Annotated in this window: 27 protein-coding genes; 19 read left to right on the top strand and 8 right to left on the bottom strand. The window is 68.3% G+C overall.

Annotated features, from left to right (window positions below):
- Positions 1-123: 123 nt before the first annotated feature.
- The 4 genes from rpsF to rplI all read left to right on the top strand — a co-directional run bounded on the left by rpsF (position 124) and on the right by rplI (position 1,863).
- Positions 124-414 carry a 30S ribosomal protein S6 gene (rpsF, locus tag EV652_RS24005; protein WP_132211461.1) on the top strand — a complete coding sequence of 97 codons (291 nt, stop codon included), beginning with the start codon at positions 124-126 and terminating at the stop codon, positions 412-414.
- Between the two features lie 95 nt (positions 415-509).
- A complete protein-coding gene (locus EV652_RS24000; protein WP_132211460.1) occupies positions 510-1,088 on the top strand; it encodes a single-stranded DNA-binding protein in 579 nt (192 codons plus the stop codon).
- An 80-nt stretch (positions 1,089-1,168) separates the two neighbouring features.
- The gene (rpsR, locus tag EV652_RS23995; protein ID WP_012924539.1) at positions 1,169-1,402 is read left to right on the top strand and encodes a 30S ribosomal protein S18; all 234 of its coding nucleotides are present in this window, start codon (positions 1,169-1,171) and stop codon (positions 1,400-1,402) included.
- A gap of 14 nt (positions 1,403-1,416) precedes the next feature.
- Positions 1,417-1,863, top strand: a complete 447-nt coding sequence (rplI, locus tag EV652_RS23990) for a 50S ribosomal protein L9 (RefSeq protein WP_132211459.1) — start codon at positions 1,417-1,419, stop codon at positions 1,861-1,863.
- Positions 1,864-1,973: 110 nt separating this feature from the next.
- On the opposite strand, the gene EV652_RS44120 is transcribed toward rplI, so the two are convergent.
- Together EV652_RS44120 and EV652_RS23980 are read right to left on the bottom strand one after the other, a co-directional pair.
- A complete protein-coding gene (locus tag EV652_RS44120; RefSeq protein ID WP_158441231.1) occupies positions 1,974-2,243 on the bottom strand; it encodes a hypothetical protein in 270 nt (89 codons plus the stop codon).
- Positions 2,240-3,652: a hypothetical protein gene (locus tag EV652_RS23980; protein ID WP_132211458.1), complete on the bottom strand. Its 1,413-nt coding sequence runs from the start codon at positions 3,650-3,652 to the stop codon at positions 2,240-2,242. The genes EV652_RS44120 and EV652_RS23980 overlap by 4 nt, the downstream gene beginning before the upstream one ends.
- A gap of 313 nt (positions 3,653-3,965) precedes the next feature.
- Here EV652_RS23980 and EV652_RS23975 point away from each other — a divergent pair, with 313 nt between their 5' ends.
- From EV652_RS23975 to EV652_RS23930, 10 genes are read left to right on the top strand one after another with little or no spacing between them, the layout of a single operon-like run.
- Positions 3,966-4,595, top strand: a complete 630-nt coding sequence (locus tag EV652_RS23975) for a DUF6668 family protein (RefSeq protein WP_132211457.1) — start codon at positions 3,966-3,968, stop codon at positions 4,593-4,595.
- A gap of 15 nt (positions 4,596-4,610) precedes the next feature.
- Positions 4,611-4,883, top strand: a complete 273-nt coding sequence (locus EV652_RS23970; RefSeq protein WP_132211456.1) for a conjugal transfer protein TrbC — start codon at positions 4,611-4,613, stop codon at positions 4,881-4,883.
- A gap of 32 nt (positions 4,884-4,915) precedes the next feature.
- Positions 4,916-5,776, top strand: a complete 861-nt coding sequence (locus EV652_RS23965; RefSeq protein ID WP_132211455.1) for a DUF8175 domain-containg protein — start codon at positions 4,916-4,918, stop codon at positions 5,774-5,776.
- Positions 5,776-6,678: a type IV secretion system protein gene (locus EV652_RS23960; RefSeq protein WP_132211454.1), complete on the top strand. Its 903-nt coding sequence runs from the start codon at positions 5,776-5,778 to the stop codon at positions 6,676-6,678. The genes EV652_RS23965 and EV652_RS23960 overlap by 1 nt, the downstream gene beginning before the upstream one ends.
- Before the next feature lies 1 nt (position 6,679).
- Positions 6,680-8,317 (top strand): TrbL/VirB6 family protein, encoded by a 1,638-nt coding sequence (locus EV652_RS23955; RefSeq protein ID WP_132211453.1) that lies wholly within the window; start codon positions 6,680-6,682, stop codon positions 8,315-8,317.
- Complete coding sequence (locus tag EV652_RS23950) at positions 8,304-9,812, top strand: SCO6880 family protein (protein WP_199238372.1); 1,509 nt, start codon at positions 8,304-8,306, stop codon at positions 9,810-9,812. Before EV652_RS23955 ends, EV652_RS23950 begins: the two co-directional genes overlap by 14 nt.
- Positions 9,813-9,828: 16 nt before the next feature.
- Positions 9,829-11,439, top strand: coding sequence for a putative type IV secretion/conjugal transfer ATPase (locus tag EV652_RS23945; RefSeq protein WP_132211452.1), 1,611 nt, complete (start codon positions 9,829-9,831; stop codon positions 11,437-11,439).
- A complete protein-coding gene (locus tag EV652_RS23940) occupies positions 11,439-13,283 on the top strand; it encodes a type IV secretory system conjugative DNA transfer family protein (RefSeq protein ID WP_132211451.1) in 1,845 nt (614 codons plus the stop codon). Before EV652_RS23945 ends, EV652_RS23940 begins: the two co-directional genes overlap by 1 nt.
- On the top strand, positions 13,273-13,650 hold the full coding sequence (locus EV652_RS23935) for a DUF4913 domain-containing protein (protein WP_132211450.1): 378 nt from the start codon (positions 13,273-13,275) through the stop codon (positions 13,648-13,650). The genes EV652_RS23940 and EV652_RS23935 overlap by 11 nt, the downstream gene beginning before the upstream one ends.
- Positions 13,651-13,986, top strand: coding sequence for a YrdB family protein (locus EV652_RS23930; RefSeq protein WP_132211449.1), 336 nt, complete (start codon positions 13,651-13,653; stop codon positions 13,984-13,986).
- Here the strand turns inward: EV652_RS23930 and EV652_RS23925 are convergent.
- Together EV652_RS23925 and EV652_RS23920 are read right to left on the bottom strand one after the other, a co-directional pair.
- Complete coding sequence (locus tag EV652_RS23925; RefSeq protein ID WP_132211448.1) at positions 13,983-14,690, bottom strand: hypothetical protein; 708 nt, start codon at positions 14,688-14,690, stop codon at positions 13,983-13,985. The two genes, EV652_RS23930 and EV652_RS23925, sit on opposite strands and share 4 nt — an antisense overlap.
- A 43-nt stretch (positions 14,691-14,733) precedes the next feature.
- Positions 14,734-16,062: an MATE family efflux transporter gene (locus EV652_RS23920; RefSeq protein WP_242001955.1), complete on the bottom strand. Its 1,329-nt coding sequence runs from the start codon at positions 16,060-16,062 to the stop codon at positions 14,734-14,736.
- A 541-nt stretch (positions 16,063-16,603) separates the two neighbouring features.
- Here EV652_RS23920 and EV652_RS23915 point away from each other — a divergent pair.
- Positions 16,604-19,678, top strand: coding sequence for a replicative DNA helicase (locus tag EV652_RS23915; protein WP_132211762.1), 3,075 nt, complete (start codon positions 16,604-16,606; stop codon positions 19,676-19,678).
- Between the two features lie 12 nt (positions 19,679-19,690).
- Here EV652_RS23915 and EV652_RS23910 read toward each other — a convergent pair whose 3' ends face one another.
- Complete coding sequence (locus EV652_RS23910; RefSeq protein WP_132211447.1) at positions 19,691-20,269, bottom strand: carboxymuconolactone decarboxylase family protein; 579 nt, start codon at positions 20,267-20,269, stop codon at positions 19,691-19,693.
- A gap of 87 nt (positions 20,270-20,356) precedes the next feature.
- Positions 20,357-20,986, bottom strand: coding sequence for a MerR family transcriptional regulator (locus EV652_RS23905; protein WP_132211446.1), 630 nt, complete (start codon positions 20,984-20,986; stop codon positions 20,357-20,359).
- Positions 20,987-21,071: 85 nt separating this feature from the next.
- Between EV652_RS23905 and EV652_RS23900 the strand changes: the two genes are divergently transcribed.
- The 4 genes from EV652_RS23900 to EV652_RS23885 are packed head-to-tail and all read left to right on the top strand — an operon-like array spanning position 21,072 to position 23,435.
- Entirely contained in the window at positions 21,072-21,590 is a 519-nt protein-coding gene (locus EV652_RS23900; protein ID WP_132211445.1) for a DoxX family protein, read from the top strand.
- A complete protein-coding gene (locus EV652_RS23895; RefSeq protein ID WP_132211444.1) occupies positions 21,587-21,988 on the top strand; it encodes a hypothetical protein in 402 nt (133 codons plus the stop codon). Before EV652_RS23900 ends, EV652_RS23895 begins: the two co-directional genes overlap by 4 nt.
- Positions 21,989-22,037: 49 nt before the next feature.
- The gene (locus tag EV652_RS23890) at positions 22,038-22,229 is read left to right on the top strand and encodes a hypothetical protein (protein ID WP_132211443.1); all 192 of its coding nucleotides are present in this window, start codon (positions 22,038-22,040) and stop codon (positions 22,227-22,229) included.
- 36 nt (positions 22,230-22,265) lie between these two features.
- On the top strand, positions 22,266-23,435 hold the full coding sequence (locus EV652_RS23885; protein ID WP_206752094.1) for an amidohydrolase: 1,170 nt from the start codon (positions 22,266-22,268) through the stop codon (positions 23,433-23,435).
- A gap of 137 nt (positions 23,436-23,572) precedes the next feature.
- Here EV652_RS23885 and EV652_RS23880 read toward each other — a convergent pair whose 3' ends face one another.
- Both EV652_RS23880 and EV652_RS23875 read right to left on the bottom strand, forming a co-directional pair.
- Entirely contained in the window at positions 23,573-23,968 is a 396-nt protein-coding gene (locus EV652_RS23880; RefSeq protein WP_132211442.1) for a RidA family protein, read from the bottom strand.
- 87 nt (positions 23,969-24,055) lie between these two features.
- Positions 24,056-25,132, bottom strand: coding sequence for an ABC transporter ATP-binding protein (locus tag EV652_RS23875; RefSeq protein WP_132211441.1), 1,077 nt, complete (start codon positions 25,130-25,132; stop codon positions 24,056-24,058).
- Positions 25,133-25,317: the final 185 nt, after the last annotated feature.

The raw sequence follows: 25,317 nt of genomic DNA, 5'->3' as shown, positions 1-25,317 counted from the left end.
CCGGTCCATCGACCGGGCTCGTTGCTTGGCGTCGGCGGCAAGTGCCGGCGCGGAGCCAATCGCATCGCCCTCCTGCCACGGAGAGACCGTGGCCGCCAAGTCCGAAGGAGGTGGAGTTCGCGCATGCGTCGTTACGAAGTCATGGTGATCCTCGACCCTGAGCTCGATGAGCGCACCGTAGAGCCTTCCATCGACCAGTACCTGAACATCGTCCGCAAGGAAGGTGGCACGGTCGAGAAGCTCGACATCTGGGGTCGGCGCAAGCTTGCCTATGACGTGAAGAAGAAGGCCGAAGGCATCTACGCCGTCATCGACCTGACCGCGGAGCCCGCGGTGGTGAAGGAGCTCGACCGTCAGCTCACGCTGAACGAGTCGATCCTCCGGACCAAGGTCATCCGGCCGGACCAGCACTGACCCTGGGGTCGTCAGCAGCCATCGGTACTGTCGGCACCAGCCGGTACTACTGACAGCTGAAGACACAGTCACACCCGAAAGCAGGAGGAACGGCAATGGCAGGCGAAACCGTCGTCACACTGGTCGGCAACCTTGTCGACGATCCTGAGCTCCGGTTCACCCCGTCCGGCGCCGCCGTCGCGAACTTCCGGATCGCGTCGACGCCGCGGACGTACGACCGGCAGACAGGTGAATGGAAGGACGGCGAGTCGCTGTTCCTCAGTTGTTCCGTCTGGCGCCAGGCCGCGGAGAACGTGGCCGAATCGCTGCAGCGCGGGATGCGCGTGATCGTGCAGGGCCGGCTCAAGTCCCGCTCGTACGACGACCGTGAGGGCAACAAGCGCACGGTCTTCGAGATCGACGTGGACGAGGTCGGACCGAGCCTGCGCAGCGCCACCGCGAAGGTGACCCGGGCGATGCGCTCCGGTCCCGGCGGCGAAGGCGGCGGCGGTGGCTTCGGCGGTGGTGGCGGTGGTAGCCAGGGTGGAAACTTCGGCGGCGGCCAGGGCGGCGCCCCGCAGAACGATCCCTGGGCGACCCCTCAGCAGCAAGGCGGCGGCGGACAGCCCGCTCCGCAGAACGACCCCTGGGCCAGCCAGGGCGGCAGCGGCTCGATGGAGGAGCCTCCGTTCTGATCCGGTCCGGGTCGTGACCACGAGACAAGAGTGACCATTCCGGCACACGTGCCGGGCTCTGGAAGGAAGAGAGCACCACAATGGCCAAGATCATTCGGAAGCCGAAGAAGAAGGTCTGCGGCTTCTGCAAGGACAAGGCGACGTACGTCGATTACAAGGACACCGCGCTGCTGCGCAAGTTCATCTCGGACCGCGGCAAGATCCGCGCCCGCCGGGTGACCGGGAACTGCGTGCAGCACCAGCGTGACGTGGCCACCGCTATCAAGAACGCTCGTGAGGTGGCCCTGCTGCCGTACACGAGCACGGCTCGCTGAGGGAGGTCCGGCACATGAAGCTCATCCTGGCGCAGGAGGTCGAGGGCCTCGGAGCCCCCGGCGACATCGTCGAGGTGAAGGACGGCTACGGCCGCAACTACCTGGTCCCGCGCGGCCTGGCCATCGGCTGGACCCGCGGCGCCGAGAAGCAGATCCAGTCGATCAAGCGGGCGCGTGACGCCCGGGCGATCCAGGGCAAGGAGCACGCGAGCGAGGTCAGGAACCAGCTCGAGCAGCTCACCGTCAAGCTGGACGTCAAGGCGGGTGAGACCGGTCGGCTGTTCGGCTCGGTCACCCCGGCCGACATCGCCGGTGCGATCAAGTCCGCCGGCGGGCCGCTGGTCGAGAAGCGGTCGATCGCGATCGACTCGCCGATCAAGACCACCGGCAAGCACCAGGTCTCGGTCCAGCTGCACCCTGAGGTGGCCGCCACGGTCCGCCTCGAGGTCGCCGCAGGCTGACCTCAGCAGTTCCGGCAAGGCCCGCTCTCCCACTCGGGGGCGCGGGCCTTGCTCATTCCCGGCTGATACCGCGCGTTCCCAGGCTGATGCCGCGCGGTGGTGCAGGCCGGTCAGGCTGGTTGCGGGGCCGGCCATTGCTGCGGCGCGGGATCGATGCCGTTGCCGCTGCTCTCCGGTGGGGTGACGACCGGCCAGCCGGTCGGCGCCGGGTCGACCAGGTTGCCGCCGGTGTCAGGCTTGTCGACCGCCGGCCACGGCACCGGAACCGGATCCTCGGCCGCCACCGCGACCCCCGAAGACATCAGCAGCATCACCGCCGCCAGCACACCCCCGAGTGCCCGGGCTCCAGCGCCCGGCCGGGTCCAACGGGTCGTGATCATTTCTTCTTGTCCAAAGCGAAGACGACGGAATCGTGGACGACGATCGCGTGACTGCCGGCCAGGCCCCACGGGCGGGCAGTGGCCTGGGGGAGGGGATACGAACCGCGGCCCGGTGTGGTGGCGATCAGGCCTTCGCGGGCGGTTCCGTAGATCGTCGTGCCGGCGATCGACTGCGGCTTGAAACCCTCGTGGTAGAACGTCTTCCCGTTGCTGAGGTCGATCAGGCACTCACCCCAGGCCGCGACCTTGCGGGCGGTGTCCGGGACCCAGTCCCAGGTGTCCAGAGCGCCTTTGGACGCCGGCAGGCAGGTGGCGACGGGGGAGCCGTCGGCGGTCGAGTGCACCGCCGGGATCAGGTCGGTCGTCTTCGCTGACTTCCACAGCACCAGCGCGCGGCCGGGGCTCGCGGCGACAACATGATCGATCTCCTTGGCCCCCGTGGGTGGCTTGAGGTCAAGCGTGACCAGGTCCTTGCCCGGCTGGCTCCAGTACAGCGGACCCTGGTAGCGGGCCATCAGTGCCTTGTCGCCCTCGGCGAGAAGCATGGTGGACGACCGCGGCTGGTTCGGCACCGTCTTGAGCTCGCCGCCGGACACCACGCTGGCTCCGGCCGAACCCATCTGCACCAGTGGCGACGTACCGAAGAACTGCACCTTCGCCGAGTCCGGCAACTCGATCTCGGTGGCCTCTGCGCCGTCGCCGGCCCAGTAGTACAAGGTGTCGGAGGAGACCACGGCGAGCACCGGCTTGGAGTCGATCGTGGTGTAGACCGGGCTCTCGGCGTCGTTCGGCACCTTGTCCTGCCAGAGCACCTTGCCGTTGCTGTCGAACACCGCGATCTTGTCGTCCGGCGTCAGTACGGCGACCTCCGTGCCGTTCGGCGACACCGCGGGAACCGTCCGCTCCGCGATGTCGACCGTCCAGCTCGCGTTGGACGTCCAGCCGAGCGGCACCGGCCGGGCGGAGAACTGATCCGGCACGACCTTCGGCTCGGGCAGCGACGGCAGCTTCGGTGACGCGGTCGGCTTGGCCACGCCGTCGCCGCCGCTGAACACGGTCAGGTAGAGCGCCGTCCCGGCGATCAGTACGCCGGCCACGACGAACGCGACGATGATCGGCCAGATCGGCTTCTCCTCGCCCTTCTTCTTCCCGCGGGCGTCCGTGTCGATCGCCTCGACCTGGCCGTCCGGGTGGATGATCAGCGGCCAGGAGGCGCCATCGGACTCCACCGCCGTCGCCTTCACCGGCCGGCCCAGCTGGCCGGCCCGTTCGCTCACCAGGGCGATCGCGGCCTGCCGGGGGTCGTGGTGGTTGACCGGATGACTACGCCCGGCGATCTTCACCTCGGCGTTGTGGTCGTCGTACAGCCGGATCGTCACCTTGGGCCAGGACGGGATCTTCTCAGCCACGCCGACCTCTCATCCCCGCCACCAGACTCCTCACTCGTCCGACTCCGACTCTGACATCGCCGTCACCAGTGGTCCAGACCGCTACGTCGCCGAGCCACCACCCGAGCCACCGGCAAAGTAGACCATTAGCATGTCCTGCGCACCAACGGCATGTCTGGAGCCCGGGCAGGCCCGACGACGCGAGCCCACGGCTCGACTGACCCCGACAAGGGGGTAGAAACATCCTCGCCTGTGGATGGGTCACGAAAGTACACCTGGGAAGCGCGAGAATACTGTGGGCGACAGCCTGTGACACACCGCGAGAGGAGGGGCCATGACGCAGAATCCGTGGACTCGGCAGCAGTCGTCGACCCAGGGTCCGCAGCAGCCGCCACCAGGCCCCTCACCGCAGTCGCCGGACCAGCCTCCGCGCGGCCCGTCCGCACCACAGCACGGCGTCCCCGCGCCGGCCGAGGACGAGCGACTTCCCAAGTTCGCCATCCCCGCGGCGGACACGCTCTGGTGGGTCGGTGTGCACGGCGGCGCCGGCGAGACGACCATGTCGCAGTTGCTCCCGGGCACCAGGGCGGCGAACCATCGCTGGCCGATCCCGCCGCCGCCGGTGCCGACCCCGGTGATCCTGGTCGCCCGGACCAACGGGTCGGGTCTGCGGGCCGCCCAGCGGGCCGCGATCGAATGGGCCTCCGGAGTGGTGCAGGGGGTCGCCGTACTCGGTCTGGTGCTGATCGCGGACGCACCCGGCCGGCTGCCCCGCGTCCTCGACGACTTCGCCGACATCGTCGGCGGTGGTGTGCCGAGAGTGTGGGACATTCCGTGGATCGAGGAGTGGCGTCGAGGGGAGGCACCGACTCCTGACAACACCCCGGACGAGGTTTTCGAAGTCCTTGAATCCATCTACGCTCTTCGCGCGTCAAACCCTGCGGATTACCCCGCCCCATACTGAAAGGCATTCACCGCGATGATGTTGGTACACCTGATCTCCGAGGCCGCGAACCTGATCCCGATGATCGACGACGAGCCGCCCGGCATGGACAAGCTCGAAGGCGTCGTCAACTGGGTGAAGGTGATCGCGTATGTGATCTGTGGTCTCGGCATCCTGATCGCCGGAGCCATGATGGCCGTCGGCCAGCGCCGCGGTGAAGGTGGCGAGCACGCGGCCCGGCTGGGCTGGGTCCTGGCGGCCTGCATCGTGATCGGCTCGGCGACGGCCCTCGTCGACCAGCTGAAGTGATCGCCCGCACCTTCGGCGGAGTCTGATCGGCTGTGGGACTGTTCACCAGGGATTCCGGCTCCGGTTCTGCGGGAGACGACGCCGACGGCGATGCGACCGGCGTCTTCTGGCAGGAACGCGGTTTCATCGCCTCGGCGATCGTGGTCGGAGCTGTCGTCGTCTGCCTGCTGGTGTGGTTCTTCGCCCGGGACACGGGTACGCCGACCACGCAGCCGACGACCTCGCCGACTGCCGTCGTACCGACCGAACAGCCCACCGACGAACCGTCCGTGCCGCCCGCCACGCCCACGGACGAACCCACGTCAACCTCCACGCCGACACCGTCCGGGCCGCCCACGCCCGGCTCCGGTGGATGCAAGCTCAAGAACCCGAACCAGAAGATCCCGCGGGTGGCACCGACGGCGGTCAGCTGGCAGTTCGAGGCCGACATGCTGATTCCGCTCCAGCAGGAGGGCGGTCCGGCCGTGATGGACCGGACCGGTGTGCGCTCCTGCTTCGCCCATTCCCCGACCGGCGCCGTCCTCGCGGCGATGGTCACCCTGGGCCAGATCCGCAACCCTGCGCTCACCGACGACGTGCTGGCGACGCGGATCGCGCCCGGACCGGGCCGGAACCTGGCGATCAGCGAGGCCCGGGTCAGCCGGACGCCGCGCAACGAGGGTGACGTGGCGCAGTTCACCGCCTTCAAGGTGATCGACTACACGACCGACCGGGCGATCGTCTACATCGCCGTCCAGCTCGACGACCGGAAGGTCGCGGCGTTGCCGGTCACGCTGACCTGGCTCCGAGGGGACTGGAAGGTCGTCCTGCAGGAGGACGGGAGCTTCAACGGCAGCGTCCAGCCTGATCTGCTGCAGTCGCTGGACGGCTACGTCGGCTTCAGGGGGGCGTGATGATCGTCCTGGGCTGTTCCTGGGCTCCCTGGGACTGGGACGACTGCGTCGAGCAGTACCTCGGCGACGCTGTCGAGGCGGCCTTCGGTCCCTTCTTCAACCTGCTCTTCGACGCCATCAAGGACGTCGTGGTGGCGGCCGTCGTGGCGGTGATGAAGGCGGTCGGCTTCCTCTGGGTCTGGATCGACACCCCGGAGGTCAACAACAGCGGCGCGGCCGGTTTCATCCAGGTCCACACCAACTACATCCTGGCCACGGTGGCGGCCATCGCCGTGATCGCCTCCGCGATCCAGATGGCGGTGTCGCACCGCGGTGAACCGGTGCGCGACATCCTCAGGTCGCTGCTCACCATGGTGGTCGTCTCCAGTTCGGGCGCGGCGTTCGCGGCGATCCTGATCTCGGCCGCGGACCAGTTCTCCTCCTGGATCATCAGTCAGGCGCTCGAGGCGGACGATCGCGGCTTCGCCAACAAACTGGCCGAGCTGATGACCGATCCGCTCAAGGACACCGGTGAGGCGCTCGGGATGGCGCTGGTGATCTTCGTCGGCATCATGATGGTGATCACCGCGATCGTCCAGTTGGCGCTGATGATCGTCCGGTACGGCATGCTCGTGCTGCTGGTCGGCATCCTCCCGTTGACCGCCGCGGCCACGAACACCGAGATGGGCATGATGTGGTTCAAGCGTGCCCTGGCCTGGCTGGCCGGGTTCATCATCTACAAACCGGTGGCGGCGTTGATCTACGCCACCGCGATCAAGCTGATGGCGAGCCCGGAGCTGCCCGAAGGCGCTCCGGAGGGAACGCCGCAGACCCTCAAGGTCATCATGGGCGTGACGATGATGATCATCGCGGTGGTTTCGCTCCCCGCCATCCTCCGCTTCGTCTCGCCGAGGACGTCCTGACATGATCGCGCTCGGATGCAGTGACGGCTGGAAAGAGTGCCTGCAAGCGATCGTCAGTACCGTTCTCGCGCCCGTGATCGAAGGATTGATCGACTTGATCTTCCAGCCGATTCTCGATGCCGTCTCCAAGGCAGTCACGCTGGTGATGGGCACCATCGGCACCTTCTGGGTGTACGTCGACACACCGGACGTCGGCAATGGGAACGGGACGCCGGCCAACGACACGGTCGGCTGGATCTGGGACCACACCCAGTACATCGCCGTCTTCATCGCCGTGATCGGCCTGCTGATCGGCGCGATGCAGATGGCGTGGAGCCAGCGCGGTGACGGAGCCCGGGACATCCTCCGGTCGCTGGTCACGCTGGCGATCGCGTCGGCGCTGGCGGTCGGGGTCGCACAGGCACTGATCGAGTTCGGCGACAAGTTCTCCGACTGCATCGTCACCACCGCGCTGAGCGACTCCGGCGAAGGCTGGCGCTGCGGGATAGGCAACGGCGGCGGCACGAGTTTCGGCGAGACGATGACCGCGATGCTCGGCCTGTCCGCGACCGTCGGTCCGATCGGCATCGGCCTCGCGATCACCATCGGCATCCTCACCATCGTCGCCGGCGTGATCCAGATCGTGCTGATGGTGGTGCGCAGCGCGATGCTGATCCTGCTGCTCGGCGTGCTGCCGATCGCGGCCGCGGCGACCAACACCGAGATGGGCCGGACCTGGTTCAAGCGGATCCTGTCCTGGCTGCTCGCCTTCATCCTCTACAAACCGGTGGCCGCGATCGTCTACGCGACCGCGATCAGACTCACCTCGAACAACGGCCAGGGGCTGGACTTCAACAACACCGACGAGCCGGTGGCGACGCAGGTGATGAACATGGTCACCGGCCTCACCATGCTGGTGCTCGCCCTGTTCGCGCTGCCCGCGCTGATGCGGTTCCTGGTCCCGATGGTCGGCGCGACCGCGGGTTCGGCCGGGGCCGGCATGATCGCGGCCAAGATGGTCGGCATGGACAAGCTCGCCGACAAGGCTCAGCAAGGGGCCGACCAGGGCGGCGGTGACGGCGGCGGCCAAGGCCCGAGCGGCGCCCAGAACGTAGGGCGCGCCACTCAGCAGAGCGGTAGTGGCGGTGGCGGCGGCGGTGCTGGTGGCGGCGGCCAAGGCGCGGCAGGCGCAGGTGGTGGCGGTGGTGGTGGCGGTGCCGCGGCAGCCGGTGGCGGTGGTGGCGGTGGTGCCGCGGCGGCGGCCGGTGGTGGCGGAGGTGCCGCTGCCGGCGGTGGTGCGGCTGCCGGCGGTGGTGCTGCGGCTGGTGGTGGTGCGGCGGCGGCCGGTGGTGCCGCGGCGGCCGGGCCGGCTGCTGCTGTGGTGGTCGGGGCCAAGATGGCTTACGACGCGACCAAGCAGGCCGCCCAGACTGTTACGTCCGAGACCATCGGCGACGGCTCCGACGACGGCTCCGGCGGTGGCGGTGGCGGAGGCGGCGGAGGCGGAGGCGGCCCGTCCGGCAGTGGCGGCTCGGCCCGCGATACGAGCCGCGACAACGATCGAGCACGAGCACAGCAACGGCAGAACTTGCAGTACCAGGACGACCAGTCCCGCCGGGACAACCAACGAGACTCGGACGGACCACGTGGCAGCGGCTGACAACGTACGAAGCGCCCCGCGCACCTACGGCAACTGGCGACAGCCCGCGTCAGCGGGGCTCGCGGGCCTGGGCACCCTCGGCACCGCGATCATGATGGGCGGTCTGTTCATCACCGTCCTGGCCACGATGGCGGGCGGCCTGATGGCCTCGGTCGTCACCCTGCTGATCGTCGGCGCCTGCCTGCTGATGCTGATGACGAAGGACAAACACGGGCAGTCCGCGCTGCAACGGCTATCGACCCGCATTGGATGGCAACGAGCAAAGATGGCGAAGCACAACATCTACCGTTCCGGTCCGCTCGGACGGACCGCCTGGGGCAAGTTCCAGCTCCCCGGCCTGGCCGCCGCGTCCCAGCTGAGCGAGTTCAAGGACTCGTACGGCCGGCCCTTCGCGCTGCTGTACTACCCGAGCACCCGGCACTTCACCGTGGTCATCAACGCCGAGCCCGACGGCGCCTCGCTGGTCGACGAGGAGCAGGTGGACGTGTGGGTCGCGCACTGGGGTCAGTGGCTCGCGTCGCTCGGCCACGAGCCCGGGATCGTGGCCGCCTCGGTGACGGTCGAGAGCGCGCCCGACACCGGCATCCGGCTGCGCCGTGAGGTCGGCAACAACATGCAGGACGGTACGCCGGCGATCGCCCGGGCGATGCTGACCGAGGTCGTGCAGACGTACCCGGAGGGCTCGGCCCTCGTCGCGGCCCGCGTCGCGCTGACCTTCAAGGGCACCGACCGCAACGGCAAGCGACGTAAGGAAGAGGACATGGGCCGCGAGCTCGCGTCCCGCCTGCCCGCGCTCACGCAGAGCCTGAACGCGACCGGTGCGGGTGCGGCCCGGCCGGTCACCGCACAGGAGCTCTGCGAGACCGTGCGCATCGCGTACGACCCGGCGTCGGCCGTACTGATCGACGAGGCACGCAGCCAGGGGATGGCGCCGGAGCTGCAGTGGACCGATGTCGGTCCGGCCGGCGCGCAGTCGTTCTGGGACAAGTACCGGCACGACTCCGCATGGTCCGTGACGTGGCAGATGAGCCAGGCGCCGCGTGGTGAGGTGTTCTCCTCGGTGCTGTCCCAGCTGGTCGCGCCGCACGCCGACGTCGACCGCAAGCGGGTCACGTTGCTCTACCGTCCGCTGGACGCGGCGACCTCGGCCCGGATGGTGGAGGCCGACAAGCGCAACGCGTCCTTCCGCGCCACCACGTCGAGCCGTCCGACGGCCCGGACGATGGCCGAGGCCCGAGCTGCCGACCGGACCGCCCAGGAGGAAGCCCGGGGCGCCGGCCTGGTCAACTTCGGCATGGTGGTCACCGGCACGGTGATGTCGGTCGAGCAACTCCCGGACATGATCGCCGCCATCGACAACCTGGGCGCGACCGCACGCATCCTGCTCCGTCCGGCGTACGGATCGCAGGACTCCGCGTTCGTGGCCGCGCTGCCGCTGGGCGTCGTACTGCAGAGCCACCTGTCGGTGCCGGCGGGTCTGCGGGAAGCGCTATGACCGCTGGGGAGTCCCGATGAGCAAGAAGAAGAAGCCGGTCGACCCGAGCCGCGGTGGCAAGCGGCCGATGCCGCGCGGCTGGCCGGGGATGGGTGGCGGCTACTCGACGTACGTCCAGGCGCCGGCCGAATGGCGCGGTACGACGGTCCAGGTCTGCGGGATGTGGCCGTTCGCGGCCGGCACCGGCAGCCCGATGGTCGGCGTACCTATCGGCCGCAACATCCTGTCCGGCGCGACCATGTGCTGCGATCCGATCAGCTGGTTCATGCGCGCGAAGCTGATCTCCAACCCGTCGATGTTCGTCCTCGGCAAGCCCGGTCTGGGCAAGTCGACGATCACCCGGCGGATGGCGCTCGGCCTGGCCGGGTACGGCATCCAGCCGCTGGTGCTCGGCGACCTCAAGCCTGACTACAAGGACCTGATCGAGGCGCTCGGCGGCCAGGTCATCCAGCTCGGCCGCGGCCGCGGGCACCTGAACGTGCTCGACCCTGGCGAGTCGCGGCAGGCCGCGCTCCGGCTCACCGGCAGCGCCCGGCAGGCGATCCAGGCGGACGCGCACGGCCGCCGGCAGACGATGGTTTCCGCGCTGATCTCGATCATGCGCTCGGCCCCGCCGACGGACCGCGAGGAGACCATCATCGACGAGGCCCTCAAGGTCCTCGACGAGAGACACAGCGGTACGCCGGTACTGCGCGACCTGCTCCGGGTCGTCCAGGACGCGCCGGACCGGGTCCGCAACGTGGCGCTGGACCGCGGCAGCCTGGAGCGGTACCGGCAGATCACCGAAGGACTCGAGGCCTCGCTGATCGGTCTGGTCGGCGGTGGCCGGCTGGGCGAGATCTTCTCCGAGCAGACCGACAACCCGATGCAGATGGACCGTCCGGTCGTGTTCGACGTGTCCAACATCGACGACTCCGAGACCAACCTGCAGGCCGCCGTACTGCTGGCCTGCTGGTCGTACGGCTTCGGCGCGGTCGCCGTCTCGCAGGCGCTCGCGGACGCCGGCCTGGAGCCGCGGCGGCACTACTTCGTCATCCTCGACGAGCTGTGGCGGGTGCTGCGCGCCGGTCGTGGTCTGGTCGACCGCGTCGACGCGCTGACCCGGCTGAACCGTCAGCGTGGTGTCGGCATGGCGATGATCTCGCACACCATGTCCGACCTGCTGGCGCTCGAGCACCCCGAGGACCGGATGAAGGCCAAGGGCTTCGTCGAGCGCTCCGGCATGGTCATCTGCGGCGGCCTGCCGCGGGCCGAGATGGAGAACCTGAGCGAGGTCGTGCCGATGTCCGAGGAGGAGCAGAACATGCTCATCGGCTGGCAGGACCCGCCCGCCTGGGACCCGGCCACCGGCGAGGAGGCCGCGCCACCCGGCCGGGGCAACTTCCTGGTCAAGGTCGGTGGTCGCCCGGGGATCCCGGTGCATGTCGGGCTCACCTCGGTCGAGCGCGAGATCAACGACACGAACAAGCTGTGGAAGACCGGTGTCGACGGCACGCCGCTGAAGGTCGAGGTGGCCGCCGACGGATCGGAGGAGGTGGTCGAGGAGTACAGCCTCGACGACCCGACCATGTTGCCGCCGCCCGACCCGACCACCCGGGTGGTCGCCCGAACGGGAGTTGACGAGTAATGGCCCAGGGGAGAAAGAGCACCGGTCCCGGCGGGCTGTCCGCCGAGACGGTCATGGTCTTCATCGGCATCGGACTGCTCACGCTGATCGTCGGCGGCATCTGGGGCGCGCTCAAGGCCGCTGCCGCGATCAACGACACCCGCGCGGTGCCGGGCCCGATCGCCGCGTTCGCCGACCTGATCAGCGGCCGGATCCGCTGGTCCGCCGCGGCGAGCGGTGTGTTCATCCTCGAGCTCGTCGTCCTGGCGCTGATCGTGGGTGGCGGCTGGTTCCTGCTCCGCAAGCAGCAGAAGAGCGTCGGCCGGGTGGACCGGTCCGCGCAGTTGATGTCGAAGCGGTCGGAGATCCACAAGCTCACCCGCCAGGGTGCCCAGGAGATCGCCAACCGGCTCGGCGCCGGGCATGCCGGTCCCGGCATCATGATCGGCCGGACGGTCCGCGACAACCTGGACGTGTTCGGGTCCTGGGAGGACATGCACGTCGACATCTGGGGTCCGCGAACCGGTAAGACCACGTCGCGCGCCGTACCGGCGATCCTGGACGCGCCCGGCGCGGTGGTCGCGACCTCGAACAAGCGGGACATCGTCGACGCCACCCGCGGTCCGCGCACCGAACGCGGCCCGGTCTGGGTCTTCGACCCGCAGGAGGTCTGCGAGGAGCCGCCGAACTGGTGGTGGAACCCGCTCACCTACATCACCGACGAGACGAAGGCGCGCGAGCTGGCCGAGCACTTCGTCGCCTCGCAGCGCAACGTGAACGCCCAGACCGACGCGTTCTTCGACGCCGCCGGCACCGACCTGCTGGCCGGCCTACTGCTCGCGGCCGCGGTCGCGAAGCGCCCGATCACCCAGGTCTACAGCTGGCTCGCGGACCAGCGCAACGACGAGCCCGAGCGGATCCTGCGCAACACCCCGGGCCTGCACCTGTCCGCTGACGCGTTGTCCGGTGTCATCAACGCGCCGGACAAGCAGCGCGCCGGTGTGTACGGAACCGCGCAGCAGAGCGCCCAGTTCCTGGTCAACCGCAAGGTCACCCGCTGGGTCATCCCGCAGGGACCGAACGACACCCGCCCGCAGTTCAACCCGCACGAGTTCGTCCGCCAGGGCGGCACGCTCTACAGCCTGTCCAAGGAAGGCGCCGGTACGGCGGGACCACTCGTCACCGCGTTGACGGTCGCCGTCGTGGAGGCGGCCGAGGAGTACGCCAAGGGCTGCCCGATGGGCCGGATGCCGAACCCGCTGGTCGGGGTCCTGGACGAGGCGGCGAACGTGTGCCGCTGGAAGAACCTGCCCGACCTGTACAGCCACTTCGGCTCCCGCGGCATCGTCTTGATGACGATCCTGCAGTCCTGGGCGCAGGGACAGGAGTGCTGGGGCGAGCACGGGATGGAGAAGCTCTGGTCGGCCGCCAACATCCGGGTGTACGGCGGTGGCGCATCGGACGCGAACTTCCTCGAGCGGCTGAGCAAGCTGATCGGCGACTACGACATCATTTCCAGCTCGGTGTCGTACAACAAGGGCGAGCGCGGCACCAGCAGGCAGACCCAGCGGCACAACATCATGGAGGTGTCCGACCTCGCCTCGATGCCGCCGGGACGGGCTGTGGTGTTCCCGTCCGGTATCCCGGCGACGATGGTCAAGACGGTGCCCTGGTTCACCCGGCCGGACGCGGGTGCGGTGAAGGCGTCGCTGACGAAGTACGATCCGGGCGCGAGCGGTTCGACGGCTCCGCAGAGCGGGAACCCGTGGGTCGCGGCCGGTACGTCGCAGCCGTCGGAGCCACCCGCGCGGCCGACGGGTGTGCCGGTCTGGGAGCAGAGTGAGGAGCAGCGCCGTGGATGGTGAACAGCAAGAACTCTTCTATCCGCATGTCGCGGCCTTCGTCGAGGACCGGCTGGTCTACCTCTACACGCGGCGGATCGGGCAGCAGTTCATCTGGTGCCCGGAGTGGTACCGCCACGCGGAGGCGCTGAGCCGGCTGGACTCGATCTGGCGCGCCTGGGAACACCTCCGGCTCGATCCGGCCACCGGCATGTCGGTCTGGTGGCGTGACCACGCGGACCCGCACATGATGGCGCTGCTCGATCCCGACGGCCCGTTCGCGGCCTGCCGTGGTGCGCACACCGACTACCCGATCCCGCCGTTGCCCGTGGAGGAACCGCCGGCCGGCCTGTTCTTCGACCAGCGTCAGCCCAACCTGCGCGGCATCTAGATGTGGCGCTGGGGCAACCTGCTCCTCGCCTTCCTCGCCGAGTTGGTTGCCCTAGGCATCTTCGCCTGGTGGGGCTGGGAGGTTGACGGTACGACGCCGGTCCGGTTGCTGCTCGCGATCGGTCTGCCCGTGGTGACCGCGGTGGTGTGGGGACTCTTCGCCGCGCCCACGGCCAAGCGCGGCACGCCCGTCGTACGGACGATCGTCAAGGTCCTGGTGTTCGGCCTGGCCGGTGCCGCGCTCTGGAGCCTGGGACACCCGGTCCTGGCCGTCGTATTCGTCGTACTGGTCGCGGCGAATCTGCTGATCATCGACCGGCAGAAGCTCGCGCCCTAGCCGTCGCCCAGGCCGATGTCGCGGAGCGCCCCGGGGTCGCGCTCCCGCTGCTGCTTGAGGTGCTTGCGCTTGATGAACTTGCGGGCGATCGGGGTCTCGTCCGGTGGGTTGCGGACGGCCTCTTCGGCGGGCGGCTGGCCGGGTTGCTGGGCCGCTTCGCTGCGCTTGTCGCGTGCTTCCGCGTCGTACCGGTCTGCAGCGCCCTCGTTGTACCTGGCGGCCCTGTCTTCGCGCTCGGCGGCGCGCTGATACCGCCGCCCAGCGGCCGCGGTCGCGTCCGCACCGGGCTCGTCGGGGCGGGCGGCTGCTTCGTCCAGGAGGTGGTGGCCGTGGGCCCGGTCGCTGCGACCCTGCCGGCGTTGGACGGCGGCGTCGTCGCGATGGCGATCACGCTGGGTCTCGGCCACGTCGGCCAGCCGCATCGCCTCGGTGGTCTCCGCGGTGGCGTCGAGGACCTCGCGTCGGCGGCGGGTCTCGATCAGCTCACGCTCGTCCTTGGCGGCGAGCTCGATCTCCTCCTCGTGGACCTGCTCGAGTTCCTCCTCGCGGCGGGCCTCCTCCGGCGTCAGATCCCCGACCGGGCGCTCAGCGTCGCGCACCCATTTGCCGGCGCCGCGCCGCTCGCTCAGCGCCTCAGGGCTGTCGTCGTCGCCCTGCTCGCGCTGGTCGGGCTCCAGCGCAACGGTCTGCTCGTCGTCGGCCATGCCGTTCCCTTTCGTCCTGCCAAACGATGCCGCACCTGCGGGGTCAGCGGACCGCCCCTGTCACCAGCCAGGCATCTCGGCGCTCACGGGTGACCAGAGTGATCAGCCGCAACAGCATGAACCCACCGAACGCCCACCACAAGGCGACGACGCCACCGTCGAGCCACAACACGCTCAACGCCAGCGGTACGTACAGCACGAGGGCGATGAGTCCTGCCACCGCCAGGTACGGTCCATCACCCGCTCCGATCAGTACGCCGTCCAGCACGAACACCACGCCGTTCACCGGTTGCCAGAGCGCTGCCACGATCAGTACGGCGGCCAGCGTCCGTCGTACCTCCGGATCAGAGGTGAACCACGGCACGTAGACGTCCCGCAGACCCCACAGGACCAGTCCGCCGAGCAGTCCGGAGAACAGACCCCACCACATCATCCGGCGGGTGATAGCCCGGGTTCCGGCCACGTCACCGGCGCCCAGGGAGCGGCCGGTCAGCGCCTGGCCTGCGATGGCGATCGCGTCGAGTGCGAGGGCCAGGAACGACCACAGGGTGAAGGCCACCTGGTGTGCCGCCAGCGACGTCGTACCCAGGCCGGTGGCGACGAAGGTGAGCAGGATGATTGCCACCCGCAACGTCAGGGTGCGGACGATCAGCGGCCCACCCATCTGCGCCGACGCGATGATGCCGGGGCGGTCCGGTCGCAGCTTGGCTCCGTCTCGTCTGGCGCCTTTGACGACCACCACGGCAAGCGCGACGCCGGCGGCTGTCTGGGCGAGCGCCGTACCCAGTGCGGAGCCTGCGATGTCCAGGTCGAGGCCGTAGACGAGCAGGAAGTTCAGACCGATGTTCACGAGGTTGGCGCTGATCGCGACGACCATGGGGGTCTTGGTGTCCTGCAGGCCGCGCAGTACGCCGGTCGCCGCCAGCAGCAGGAGCATGGACGGGATGCCGAAGCAGGAGATGCGCAGATAGATCACCGCATGGTCGGCGACGTCCGGCGACGGGTCGAACGCTGCTACCGCGACTGGGGCGAGGATGAGGCCGGCCACGGCCAGTACGACGCCCAGCAGCAGAGCCAGCCAGAGTCCGTCGATGCCCTGGGCGAGCGCACCGCGGTGGTCACCGGCGCCGATCCGCCGGGCGACGGCCGAGGTGGTGCCGTACGCGAGGAAGATGCAGACACCGACCAGCGACTGCAGGATCACGCCGGCCACACCGAGTGCCGCGAGTTGCGGCGTCCCGAGATGTCCGACGATCGCCGAGTCGGCCAGCAACATCAGCGGCTCGGATACCAGGGCGAAGAAGGCCGGAACGGCGAGTCGCAGAATCTCCTGGTCTTGCTCCCCGAGGAGACGTCGCAGCCCGGCCCTCACGGGTGGCCTGTCATGAGCATGAGGGACATTGTGCCTGACTCAGGCTGTGCACAGCCCACCGGACCGGGGAGTCCGGAAGAAGGTTTGAATCTTTTTCTTCTCCACAGTTGTGCATTGGTGAAACTGCAGGTCAGGGGCCTGTTGTGGATCGTTGTCCCCAGATATCCACAGGTATATGCCCAACCTGTGCACACCTGCTCACGGGGTTTCCCACAGCTCGTCCACACCCCCTGTGGACGACCGGCTACCACCCGGTGCCAGGACCGGCGTACGGTCGCGTGACTGACGCCGTCCGCCCGCAGTCTCGGGGGCGAGTCCGCCTGCGGACGGCGCCGGCGAATCCTTGTCCGGCCGGGTGGTCGGGTGGGGGGAGGAAATTGTCGGCGGGTTCGGTTACGGTTCGATCAGGTGTTCGATTCTGGGCCGGGCGGAGTGTTTCGGCCTGGCGTGATGCGGTGGGCGGACGAGGAGGTCGGACGAAGTGAGTGTGGCGGAGTTCCGCGGGGGTCCGGGCGGCGGTCAGGAAGAGCGCAACCCGGAGATGGGCTTCGACCGCACCCCGCCACAGGACCTGGCGGCCGAGCAGTGCGTGCTCGGCGCGATGATGCTGAGCAAGGACGCGATCGCCGACGTCATCGAGACCCTGCGCGGCACCGACTTCTACCGCCCGGCGCACGAGATCGTCTTCGACGCCGTCACCGATCTGTACGCGCGGGGTGAGCCGGCCGACGCGATCACGGTCGCGGCCGAGCTGAACCGCCGGGGCGAGATGGCCCGGATCGGCGGCGCGCCGTACGTGCACACCCTGGTCGCCTCCGTCCCGCTCGCCGCGAACGCCGGCTACTACGCGCACATCGTCCGGGAGAAGGCGATCCTGCGCCGCCTGGTCGAGGCCGGCACCAAGATCGTCCAGCTCGGGTACGCCGGTGAGGGTGAGGTCGACGACGTCGTCGACGAGGCGCAGGCCGAGATCTACTCGGTCACCGAGAAGCGGACCACCGAGGACTACGCGCCGCTGAAGGACATCATGGAGGGCGCCCTCGACGAGATCGAGGCGATCGACTCCCGTGGTGACGCGATGGTCGGCGTACCGACCGGGTTCACCGACCTCGACGAGCTGACCAACGGCCTGCACCCCGGCCAGATGATCATCGTCGCCGCACGTCCCGCGATGGGGAAGGCGCTCGCGCTCGACACCCCACTGCCGACGCCGACCGGCTGGACCACGATGGCCGAGGTCGCCGTCGGTGACCAGCTCCTCGACGCCGACGGCCTGCCGACCACGGTGGTCGCGGCGACCGAGGTGATGGTGGACCGGCCCTGTTTCCGGCTGTTCTTCTCCGATGGCAGCACGATCGTCGCCGACGCCGAGCACCAGTGGCGGGTCGAGGACGGCGGCCGCCCGGTGGTCTGCACGACCGCCGACCTGCACACGGCGATGTCCGCGAGTCCCGGACTGACACCGCCGATCCCCGGGTCGGCGCCACGGCAGATCACCGGGCACGGTTTCCCGGCCGCGCTGGTCGGCGAGGGTGAGCGCCGGCTCGAGTGGCTCGAGCGGGTCGAGAGCGTGCCGGTGCGGTGCGTCGAGGTCGACAACCCCGACCACCTGTACCTGGCCGGCAAGACGATGATCCCGACCCACAACTCCACCCTCGGGCTGGACTTCGCCCGGTCGGCATCGATCAGGCATGGCCTGACCTCGTGCATCTTCTCGCTCGAGATGAGCCGCAACGAGATCACCATGCGTCTGCTCTCGGCCGAGGCGAAGGTGCCGCTGCACCACATGCGCAACGGCAAGATGACCGACGAGGACTGGGCCCGGTTGGCCCGCAAGATGGGCGAGGTCTCCGAGGCCCCGCTCTTCATCGACGACTCGCCCAACCTCACCATGATGGAGATCCGGGCCAAGGCCCGCCGGCTCAAACAGCGCCACGACCTCCGGCTGATCGTGATCGACTACCTCCAGCTGATGACGTCTGGCAAGAAGGTCGAGTCCCGCCAGCTCGAGGTCTCCGAGTTCTCCCGCTCCATCAAGCTCCTCGCCAAAGAACTAGAGCTCCCCGTCGTAGCCATCTGCCAGCTCAACCGAGGCTCCGAACAACGCTCCGACAAACGCCCCATGGCCTCCGACCTCCGCGAATCCGGTTGCCTGACCGCGGACACCCGGCTGCTGCGCGCAGACACCGGCGCCGAAATCTCCCTGGGCGAGCTGCTCGCCACGGACGCGCGAGACATCCCGGTCTGGTCGCTGGATGATCGGCTGAAGCTGGTGCCACGGACGTTGACGCACGCCTTCCCGAGCGGTGTGAAGGAGGTCTTCCGGCTGAAGCTTGCATCCGGCCGGGAGATCAAGGCAACCGCGAACCATCCGTTCCTCACGTACGACGGCTGGAAGCCGCTGGGCGACCTGGTTCCGGGAGCACGGTTGGGGTCGCTCCGGCACGTGCCCGCGCCGCTGGACGTCACCCCCTGGGACGAGGACGAGATCACCATCCTCGCCCATCTGCTCGGCGACGGCTCGTTCGTCAAGCGCCAGTCGATCCGGTACGCGAGCATCGACGAGGCCAACCTGACCGCCGTTGCCGAAGCCGCACACAGACGCTTCGGGATCACCGCGATCCGCGACGAGTACGCCGCGGCCCGGGTCACCAGTCTCCGCCTCCCAGCGCCGTACCGGCTCGCCCGCGGTAAGCGGAACCCGATCGCCGCCTGGCTCGACGAGCTGGGCCTCTTCGGTCTCCGCAGCCACGAGAAGTTCATCCCGGCCGGCGTTTTCGCCCTGCCCAAGGATCAGGTCGGGCGCTTCATCCGCCACCTGTGGGCCACCGACGGATCCGTCCGCTGGGACGCGAAGGCCGGCCAGGGACGCATCTACTACGCCTCCACCAGCCGCCGACTCGTCGACGACCTGGCCCGGCTACTCCTTCGCCACAACATCTTCAGCCGCATCAAGACCGTCAAGAAGAGCGGCTACCGCGACGGCTACCACCTGTACATCTACGGCGCCGAGAACCAGTTGCGCTTCTGCGACGAGATTGGCGTCCACGGCCTGCGCGGGCTCAACGTCCTCGAGGTTGCCGCGGCCCTGCGCGACGTCAAGAGCAACACCAACCTCGACACCATCCCCAAGGAGGTCTGGACTGACGTCCGCGAGGTGCTCGCCGACCGCAAGGTCACCCATCGCGAGTTCGCCACGGCCATGGGCACGCAGTTCTCCGGTTCGACGATGTGGAAGCACGCGCCGAGCCGGCAGCGCCTCGCCAAGGTCGCCGACATCCTCGACAACGCCGACCTCGAAGTCCTCGCCACCAACGACATCTTCTGGGACACCATCACCTCAATCGAGTCCCTCGGCGAGCAGGAGGTGTACGACGCCACCGTCCTAGGCACCCACAACTTCGTCGCCAACGGAATTGCTCTCCATAACAGCCTTGAGCAAGATGCCGACGTCGTGATCCTGCTTCACCGGGAGGATGCGTATGAGCGTGAGTCGACGCGTCCTGGTGAGGCTGACTTCATCGTCGCCAAGCACCGCAACGGCCCCACCGCCGACGTCGTCGTAGCCTTCCAAGGCCACTACTCGCGCTTCGTGGACATGGCGCACGACGGCTGACCGAGTCGGCACCTAGGTTCGTTGAGGGGTGGCGAGGGGTTGTAGGCCGCAGGCTGTGGAGAACTCCTGTGAGGTGATGCCGAGGGCGACGTTGGTGCGGCTCGCCAGGTTCGCGGCGGCGATGAATGCCGTGAGCTCGACCAGGCCGGCCGGGCCGAGCGGCTTCAGCAGTCGCGCCGACAGTTCGTCGGTCACGGTCGGGGGCGTCTGAGTCATCGCCTCGGCGTACTCCATCACGTCCCGCTCGAGCGGAGTGAACAGGTCGGACTCCCGCCACCGCGGTACTTCGCGGGCCTTGGCCAGATCGAGGTCCTGGTTTTTCGCCTGGAAGTAGCCCAGGTCCAGACAGAAGCTGCAGCCCACCAGGGCCGCCGTGGCCATATGGGCGAAGGACTTCAGTTGCGGGTCGCAGATGTCCCACTTCTCGGCCTTGCCACTGAAGCCGAAGAACGCCTTGAGCACGCGCTGGTTGTGCCACATCACCCCGAGCGGTTCGGGGACCTCGCCGAGCAGTTTCTTGCTCATCCGCTTCGCGACCATCCCGAAGAGGCCGGTGATCTCAGCCGGCGGAATCCTGGTGGTGCTGGTCATCGTCGTCTCCTCGCCATCGGTGCTTCGACACGTCGGCATAAGACGCCAGGTGGCCGGGTTCTGTGACACCTGCAAGCGGCGGGCGGGTTACGTCTTCCATCGCTGGGCGGAGATGGATTCTTGGGCCAGTAGGCGGAGGGAGGAGATGAGGGTTTCGCCGAGGATGGTGCCGATGACGACGGATTCGGCGAGTTGGTCTCGGGTGGGGTTGGTGGAGACGGCATCGATCTCGAGTTCGGTGAAGCGTTCGACGGCTTCGGCATAGGCGTCGAGGAAGCCGACCAGGTTGTCCTGGCCGAGGGTGCGGAGGGCGGCGACGGTTTCGATCAGGGTGGCCAGGGCGGGGGCCTCGGGCTCGACGGACCAGCCGCGCCGACTGATGAGGTCGGTCACTTGAGCGGTGGCCTCGGCGCGGGCCTCGTCGGAGGCGGCCGGTTTGCGGCGAGGGGTGAGTGCGCGGTGGGCGCGGCCGATCTGGTCGTGCAGGGGTACGTCGTCGGCGTCGAGCGACTCGAGGATCTCTTTGACCTGCGCCACCGGGACCTGGGCCAGCTCGACCAGGGCACGGATCAACCGCAGCCGGCGGACGTGTGGTTCGCCGTACGACGCCTGGTTCGGGCTGCTCAGCTCACCCTGTGGTAGCAGGCCCTCACGCAGGTAGTACTTGATCGTCGGCACCGGTACGCCGGTAGCCCGGCTCAGTTCCCCGATTCGCATCTCACTTGCCTTCCTCGCGGTCCTGATGGATAGTAGCAGTATCCATTAACGGATAGCGCAACTATCCATAGAAGGAGGTAAGCGAATGATCCCCCTCGTACTGGTGCTGGCGACGCTGGCGTTCCGGGCGCTGGGTGCGCTCGGAGTCCGGCGGTTCGCGAGTTGGCCGGTCACTGCAGCGCACGGGATGGCGGTGATGCTGCTGTTCACCGCGAGCGCGCATTTCGTCCCGGCGAGTGTGACGGCGATGCCGAACCACGCCGACCTGGCCCGGATGGTGCCGTCGTTCCTGCCGTTCGCGGACGCGCTGGTGTACGTGAGCGGCGTACTGGAGTTCCTCGGCGCGGCCGGGCTCGTCCTGACCGCGACTCGTTGGCCGGCCGCGCTCGGGCTGGCCGCGCTGTACGTGATGTTGCTTCCGGCAAACATCTACGCCGCGACCGCGGACGTCGCGTTCAACGGCGAGCCGGCGACGCCGCTGTGGCAGCGCATTCCCGAGCAGATTCTCTACATCGCGGTGGCGCTTTGGGTCGCCCGGTCGTCCGACAGTACGCCGACCCGCCAACTGCTCAACCACACCAGCAAGGAGAAGGTGCACGCATGACGGAGGCTTCGCGGATCATCGCCGGGGCGATCCTGCTCACCATCGTGACGATCCAGTTCGGTGGCTACTTCATGACCAAGATCGTCCGCGGCCAGGTGCCGATGACGGACTTCCAGAAGTCGTTCGCCCGGGCCGGTCACGCGCACGCCGGCGTGCTGGTCATCCTGAGTCTGGTCGGGCTCCTGTACGTCGACCAGACCGGGCTGACCGGTGTCCTGCTCTGGGTCGCGCGACTGGCGATCCCGGTCGCGGCGATCCTGATGTCCGCCGGCTTCTTCGCCTCGTCCGCCGGCAAGGGCCGGACGCAGCCGAACCAGTTCCTCTGGGTCCTCTGGCTCGGCGCCGCGTCCCTCGCCCTCGGCGTCCTGACCCTGGGCATCGGCCTGATCGTCGCCTAGTGCGCAGGGACGGCCTGCTTCAGTCGATCGCCCACCCGGCAAGGGCGACGTGACCGACCTGCACCGCGCGATCCTCGAACCGTGGGCCGGCGCAACGATCGGCCGATCCCTCAACTTCAGCTTCGCCCCACTGACCTCCGACGAGGTCTGCGAAGCCTTTGACGACTACGACCGCCTCACCGAACTCAAGCACCGGTACGACCCCGACCGCCGACTGGCTCCTCACCACGAGATCGGCTGACACCCAGGACCGGGGGTGGGACGATGAGGCGTGCGGTTGGCGTGGCGCCCTGGTGTGGTTCTGGTCGGATGTGCGGCGATTCTGCTGCTGCCGCTTCCCGCGACGAGTTCCGATCCGCCCGAGGTGATCTATCACAACGGGGTCGTGCTCACCATGGAGGACGGGCTGCCGCGAGCCGAGGCTGTTGCGGTCCGCAACGGACGGATTCTGGCGGTCGGCGCCGACGAAGAGGTCTTGGCGTTGCGGAAAGGCCCCACCCGCGTCGTGGATCTCGGTGGGCGGACGTTGCTGCCGGGCTTCATCGATTCGCACGCGCACTGGATCGGCGACGGGAGCATGGTCGGCTACAACGCCGATCTAGCGGTCGATGCGGCGCTGAGCCGGGGCTGGACCAGCATCAACGAGCAGTTCGTCAACCAGGACCGATTGGAGGCACTGCGTGCGCTCGACGCGGCTGGTCGGCTCCGGGTGCGGGTCAATGCCTACCTGCCGATGAACTTCGAGGACGAGAAGTTCGGCCACTGGTTCCGCGGCTTCGAGCCGCGCCACGCGTACAGCACGCACCTTCGGCTGGGTGGCATCAAGCTGTTCCTCGACCACGACTGGGGCACCAAGTTCCACTGGGACCAGGCCGAGCTGGACGAGTATGTGCTGTCAGCGCACCGCATCGGCTGGCAGGTGACGGCGCACGCGATCAGTGCCGAGGCGCATGACCAATATCTGACGGCGGTGGCGCGGGCACAGGCCGCGCACCCCAACCCGGACGCACGCCACCGCGTCGAGCACGTCATCCAACTCCGCGACGATCAGCTGACCAGGATGGGCGAGTTGGGGATGATCGCATCCATCCAGCCCGGGATGCCGGGGGATCTGGCGGCGGAGGCGGGATTCCCGGAACTGGTGGCTCGCGGCCAGATCCGTTGGATCGCCCGCTGGCGAGATCTCGTGGAAAGCAATTTTCGCACCATCGGCAGCACCGACACACCGTGGCTGGTGCTTGCCGTGGGCAACCAGATGCCCCACGGATCGCCTCTGGAGGCGATCCACCAGGCGGTGACCCGGCAGAGCTACCTCGGCCGTCCGCCGGAGGACTGGCAGCTGGCGCAGCGTCTGACGGTCGATCAGGCGCTGCGATTGTTCACGATCGACGGCGCGTACGGCACGTTCGAGGAGGACGTGAAGGGCAGCCTGGCCCGCGGCAAGTAGCCGACATCGTGATCCTCTCGGACGACCCGACTACCGTCGCGGTGGATTCGTTGCCGGACATCCGGGTGCTCGCAACCGTTGTCGGCGGACGGGTGGAGCACTGTGCCGACACCGCAGTGTGTTAGCAGCCAACCCGTTCAGAGTGCGGCGGTGACGTCGATCTCGACCAGTTGGCCGGGGAAGCCGAGTTGGGCGACGCCGAGAAGGGTGCTGGCCGAGGTGAACGCGGGGGCGAGTGGTGAAGTATTGAGTTGCGTCCAGACCGCGGCCAGCTCCTCGCGGTCCGGGCTGGCGACGTAGATGACCGTGCGTACGACGTCCCCCGGCGTGGCACCCGCGGCTTCGAGTGCGACGAGGATGTTCCGGATCACCTGCTCGGTCTGACCTTCGAGTCCACCGTCGGCCAGGTCACCGGACGGTTGGAGCGGGCACTGGCCGGCGAGGTAGATCAGGGTGTCGGCCTGGACCCGCGTCACGTGGTGGTAGCCAGGCGTCGGGTGCAGGCCATCGGGGTTGGTGCGCTCGATCGTCACGCAGTCGAGCAAACGCGATCGTGCGGTCCTTGGTCAAAGCATTAAGCAGCCTCCCGCGCACTGCGGGAGGCTGCTGCGAAGAACCGATCAAGCGGTCAGGCGCTCCTCGGTCGAGGTCGAGAAGAGGTGCAGCTTGTCCGGGTTCGGGGCGAGATGGACGAGCGTGCCCTTCTCGTTGTGCAGGCGGGTGCCGATGCGGGCGATGATCTGCTGGTTCGTGGTGTGCTCGGCGGTCCCGTACAGGAACGCGTCCGAGCCGAGCTCCTCGATCACCGCGACCTTCACCGGCAGGCCCTCGTCGGCGAGGCGGAACGCCTCCGGCCGGATCCCCAGCGTCAGCGTCTTGTCGGCACCGGCCTTGGCCAGCAGTTTGCGTTCGATCGGTACGACGTAGTCGCCGATCTTCGCACCACCGTCGGTGATCTCGGCCTCGATCAGGTTCATCGCCGGCGAGCCGATGAAGCCGGCCACGAACTTGTTCTTCGGGTTGTCGTACAGGTTCAGCGGGGTGTCGACCTGCTGCAACAGGCCGTCCTTCAGTACGGCGACCCGATCGCCCATCGTCATGGCCTCGACCTGGTCGTGGGTGACGTAGACCGTGGTCACGCCCAGCCGATGCTGGAGTTCCGCGATCTGGGTGCGGGTCTGCACGCGAAGCTTGGCGTCGAGGTTCGACAGCGGCTCGTCCATCAGGAAGACCTGCGGGTTCCGGACGATCGCGCGACCCATCGCGACGCGCTGGCGCTGACCACCGGACAGCGCCTTCGGCTTGCGGTCCAGGTACTCCTCCAGGCCGAGCAGCTTGGCGGCCTCCATGACGCGCCTGGCCCGCTCGTCCTTGTGGATGCCCTGCATCTTGAGCGCGAAGCCCATGTTGTCCCCGACCGTCATGTGCGGGTACAACGCGTAGTTCTGGAACACCATCGCGATGTCGCGCTCCTTCGGCGGACGGTCGGTCACGTCCCGGTCGCCGATGTAGATGGAACCTTCGTTGACCTCTTCGAGGCCGGCCAGCATCCGCAGCGCGGTCGACTTACCCGACCCCGACGGTCCGACCAGCACCATGAACTCGCCGTCCTGGATGTCCAGGTCGAGCTTGTCCACGGCCGGGGTGTCGGTGCCCGGGTAGACCCGGCTGGCTCCCTTGAACGAGACAGTTGCCATGTCGCGCTTCCTTCCTTCGCCGGCAGGAACGTGCCGGACGGTCCGTAGCAAAGGCCCCCAGGAGTGTGGGGTGTCTTGCTTCGGTGATGTATCACCAAAGCACTGGTCACAACGACCGGGCGGCCATTTACATTCCCGGCCAATGGATCCGGCAGACCGCCGGTCCGTGCTGTCGGCTGCCGTCG

It is taken from the genome of Kribbella steppae (assembly GCF_004342025.1).
Lineage (GTDB): Bacteria > Actinomycetota > Actinomycetes > Propionibacteriales > Kribbellaceae > Kribbella > Kribbella steppae.
The sequence above is the reverse complement of the archived record's forward strand: the minus strand, read 5'-3'. Positions and strand labels throughout refer to the sequence as shown.

What these genes read in the sequence shown, in the direction of transcription:
- rpsF (WP_132211461.1), top strand. Translation starts at nt 124, where the DNA reads ATGCGTCGTTACGAAGTCATGGTGATCCTCGACCCTGAGCTCGATGAG.
- EV652_RS24000 (WP_132211460.1), top strand. Translation starts at nt 510, where the DNA reads ATGGCAGGCGAAACCGTCGTCACACTGGTCGGCAACCTTGTCGACGAT.
- rpsR (WP_012924539.1), top strand. Translation starts at nt 1,169, where the DNA reads ATGGCCAAGATCATTCGGAAGCCGAAGAAGAAGGTCTGCGGCTTCTGC.
- rplI (WP_132211459.1), top strand. Translation starts at nt 1,417, where the DNA reads ATGAAGCTCATCCTGGCGCAGGAGGTCGAGGGCCTCGGAGCCCCCGGC.
- EV652_RS44120 (WP_158441231.1), bottom strand. Translation starts at nt 2,243, where the DNA reads ATGATCACGACCCGTTGGACCCGGCCGGGCGCTGGAGCCCGGGCACTC.
- EV652_RS23975 (WP_132211457.1), top strand. Translation starts at nt 3,966, where the DNA reads ATGACGCAGAATCCGTGGACTCGGCAGCAGTCGTCGACCCAGGGTCCG.
- EV652_RS23970 (WP_132211456.1), top strand. Translation starts at nt 4,611, where the DNA reads ATGATGTTGGTACACCTGATCTCCGAGGCCGCGAACCTGATCCCGATG.
- EV652_RS23960 (WP_132211454.1), top strand. Translation starts at nt 5,776, where the DNA reads ATGATCGTCCTGGGCTGTTCCTGGGCTCCCTGGGACTGGGACGACTGC.
- EV652_RS23955 (WP_132211453.1), top strand. Translation starts at nt 6,680, where the DNA reads ATGATCGCGCTCGGATGCAGTGACGGCTGGAAAGAGTGCCTGCAAGCG.
- EV652_RS23945 (WP_132211452.1), top strand. Translation starts at nt 9,829, where the DNA reads ATGAGCAAGAAGAAGAAGCCGGTCGACCCGAGCCGCGGTGGCAAGCGG.
- EV652_RS23940 (WP_132211451.1), top strand. Translation starts at nt 11,439, where the DNA reads ATGGCCCAGGGGAGAAAGAGCACCGGTCCCGGCGGGCTGTCCGCCGAG.
- EV652_RS23930 (WP_132211449.1), top strand. Translation starts at nt 13,651, where the DNA reads ATGTGGCGCTGGGGCAACCTGCTCCTCGCCTTCCTCGCCGAGTTGGTT.
- EV652_RS23925 (WP_132211448.1), bottom strand. Translation starts at nt 14,690, where the DNA reads ATGGCCGACGACGAGCAGACCGTTGCGCTGGAGCCCGACCAGCGCGAG.
- EV652_RS23915 (WP_132211762.1), top strand. Translation starts at nt 16,604, where the DNA reads ATGGGCTTCGACCGCACCCCGCCACAGGACCTGGCGGCCGAGCAGTGC.
- EV652_RS23910 (WP_132211447.1), bottom strand. Translation starts at nt 20,269, where the DNA reads ATGACCAGCACCACCAGGATTCCGCCGGCTGAGATCACCGGCCTCTTC.
- EV652_RS23905 (WP_132211446.1), bottom strand. Translation starts at nt 20,986, where the DNA reads ATGCGAATCGGGGAACTGAGCCGGGCTACCGGCGTACCGGTGCCGACG.
- EV652_RS23900 (WP_132211445.1), top strand. Translation starts at nt 21,072, where the DNA reads ATGATCCCCCTCGTACTGGTGCTGGCGACGCTGGCGTTCCGGGCGCTG.
- EV652_RS23895 (WP_132211444.1), top strand. Translation starts at nt 21,587, where the DNA reads ATGACGGAGGCTTCGCGGATCATCGCCGGGGCGATCCTGCTCACCATC.
- EV652_RS23875 (WP_132211441.1), bottom strand. Translation starts at nt 25,132, where the DNA reads ATGGCAACTGTCTCGTTCAAGGGAGCCAGCCGGGTCTACCCGGGCACC.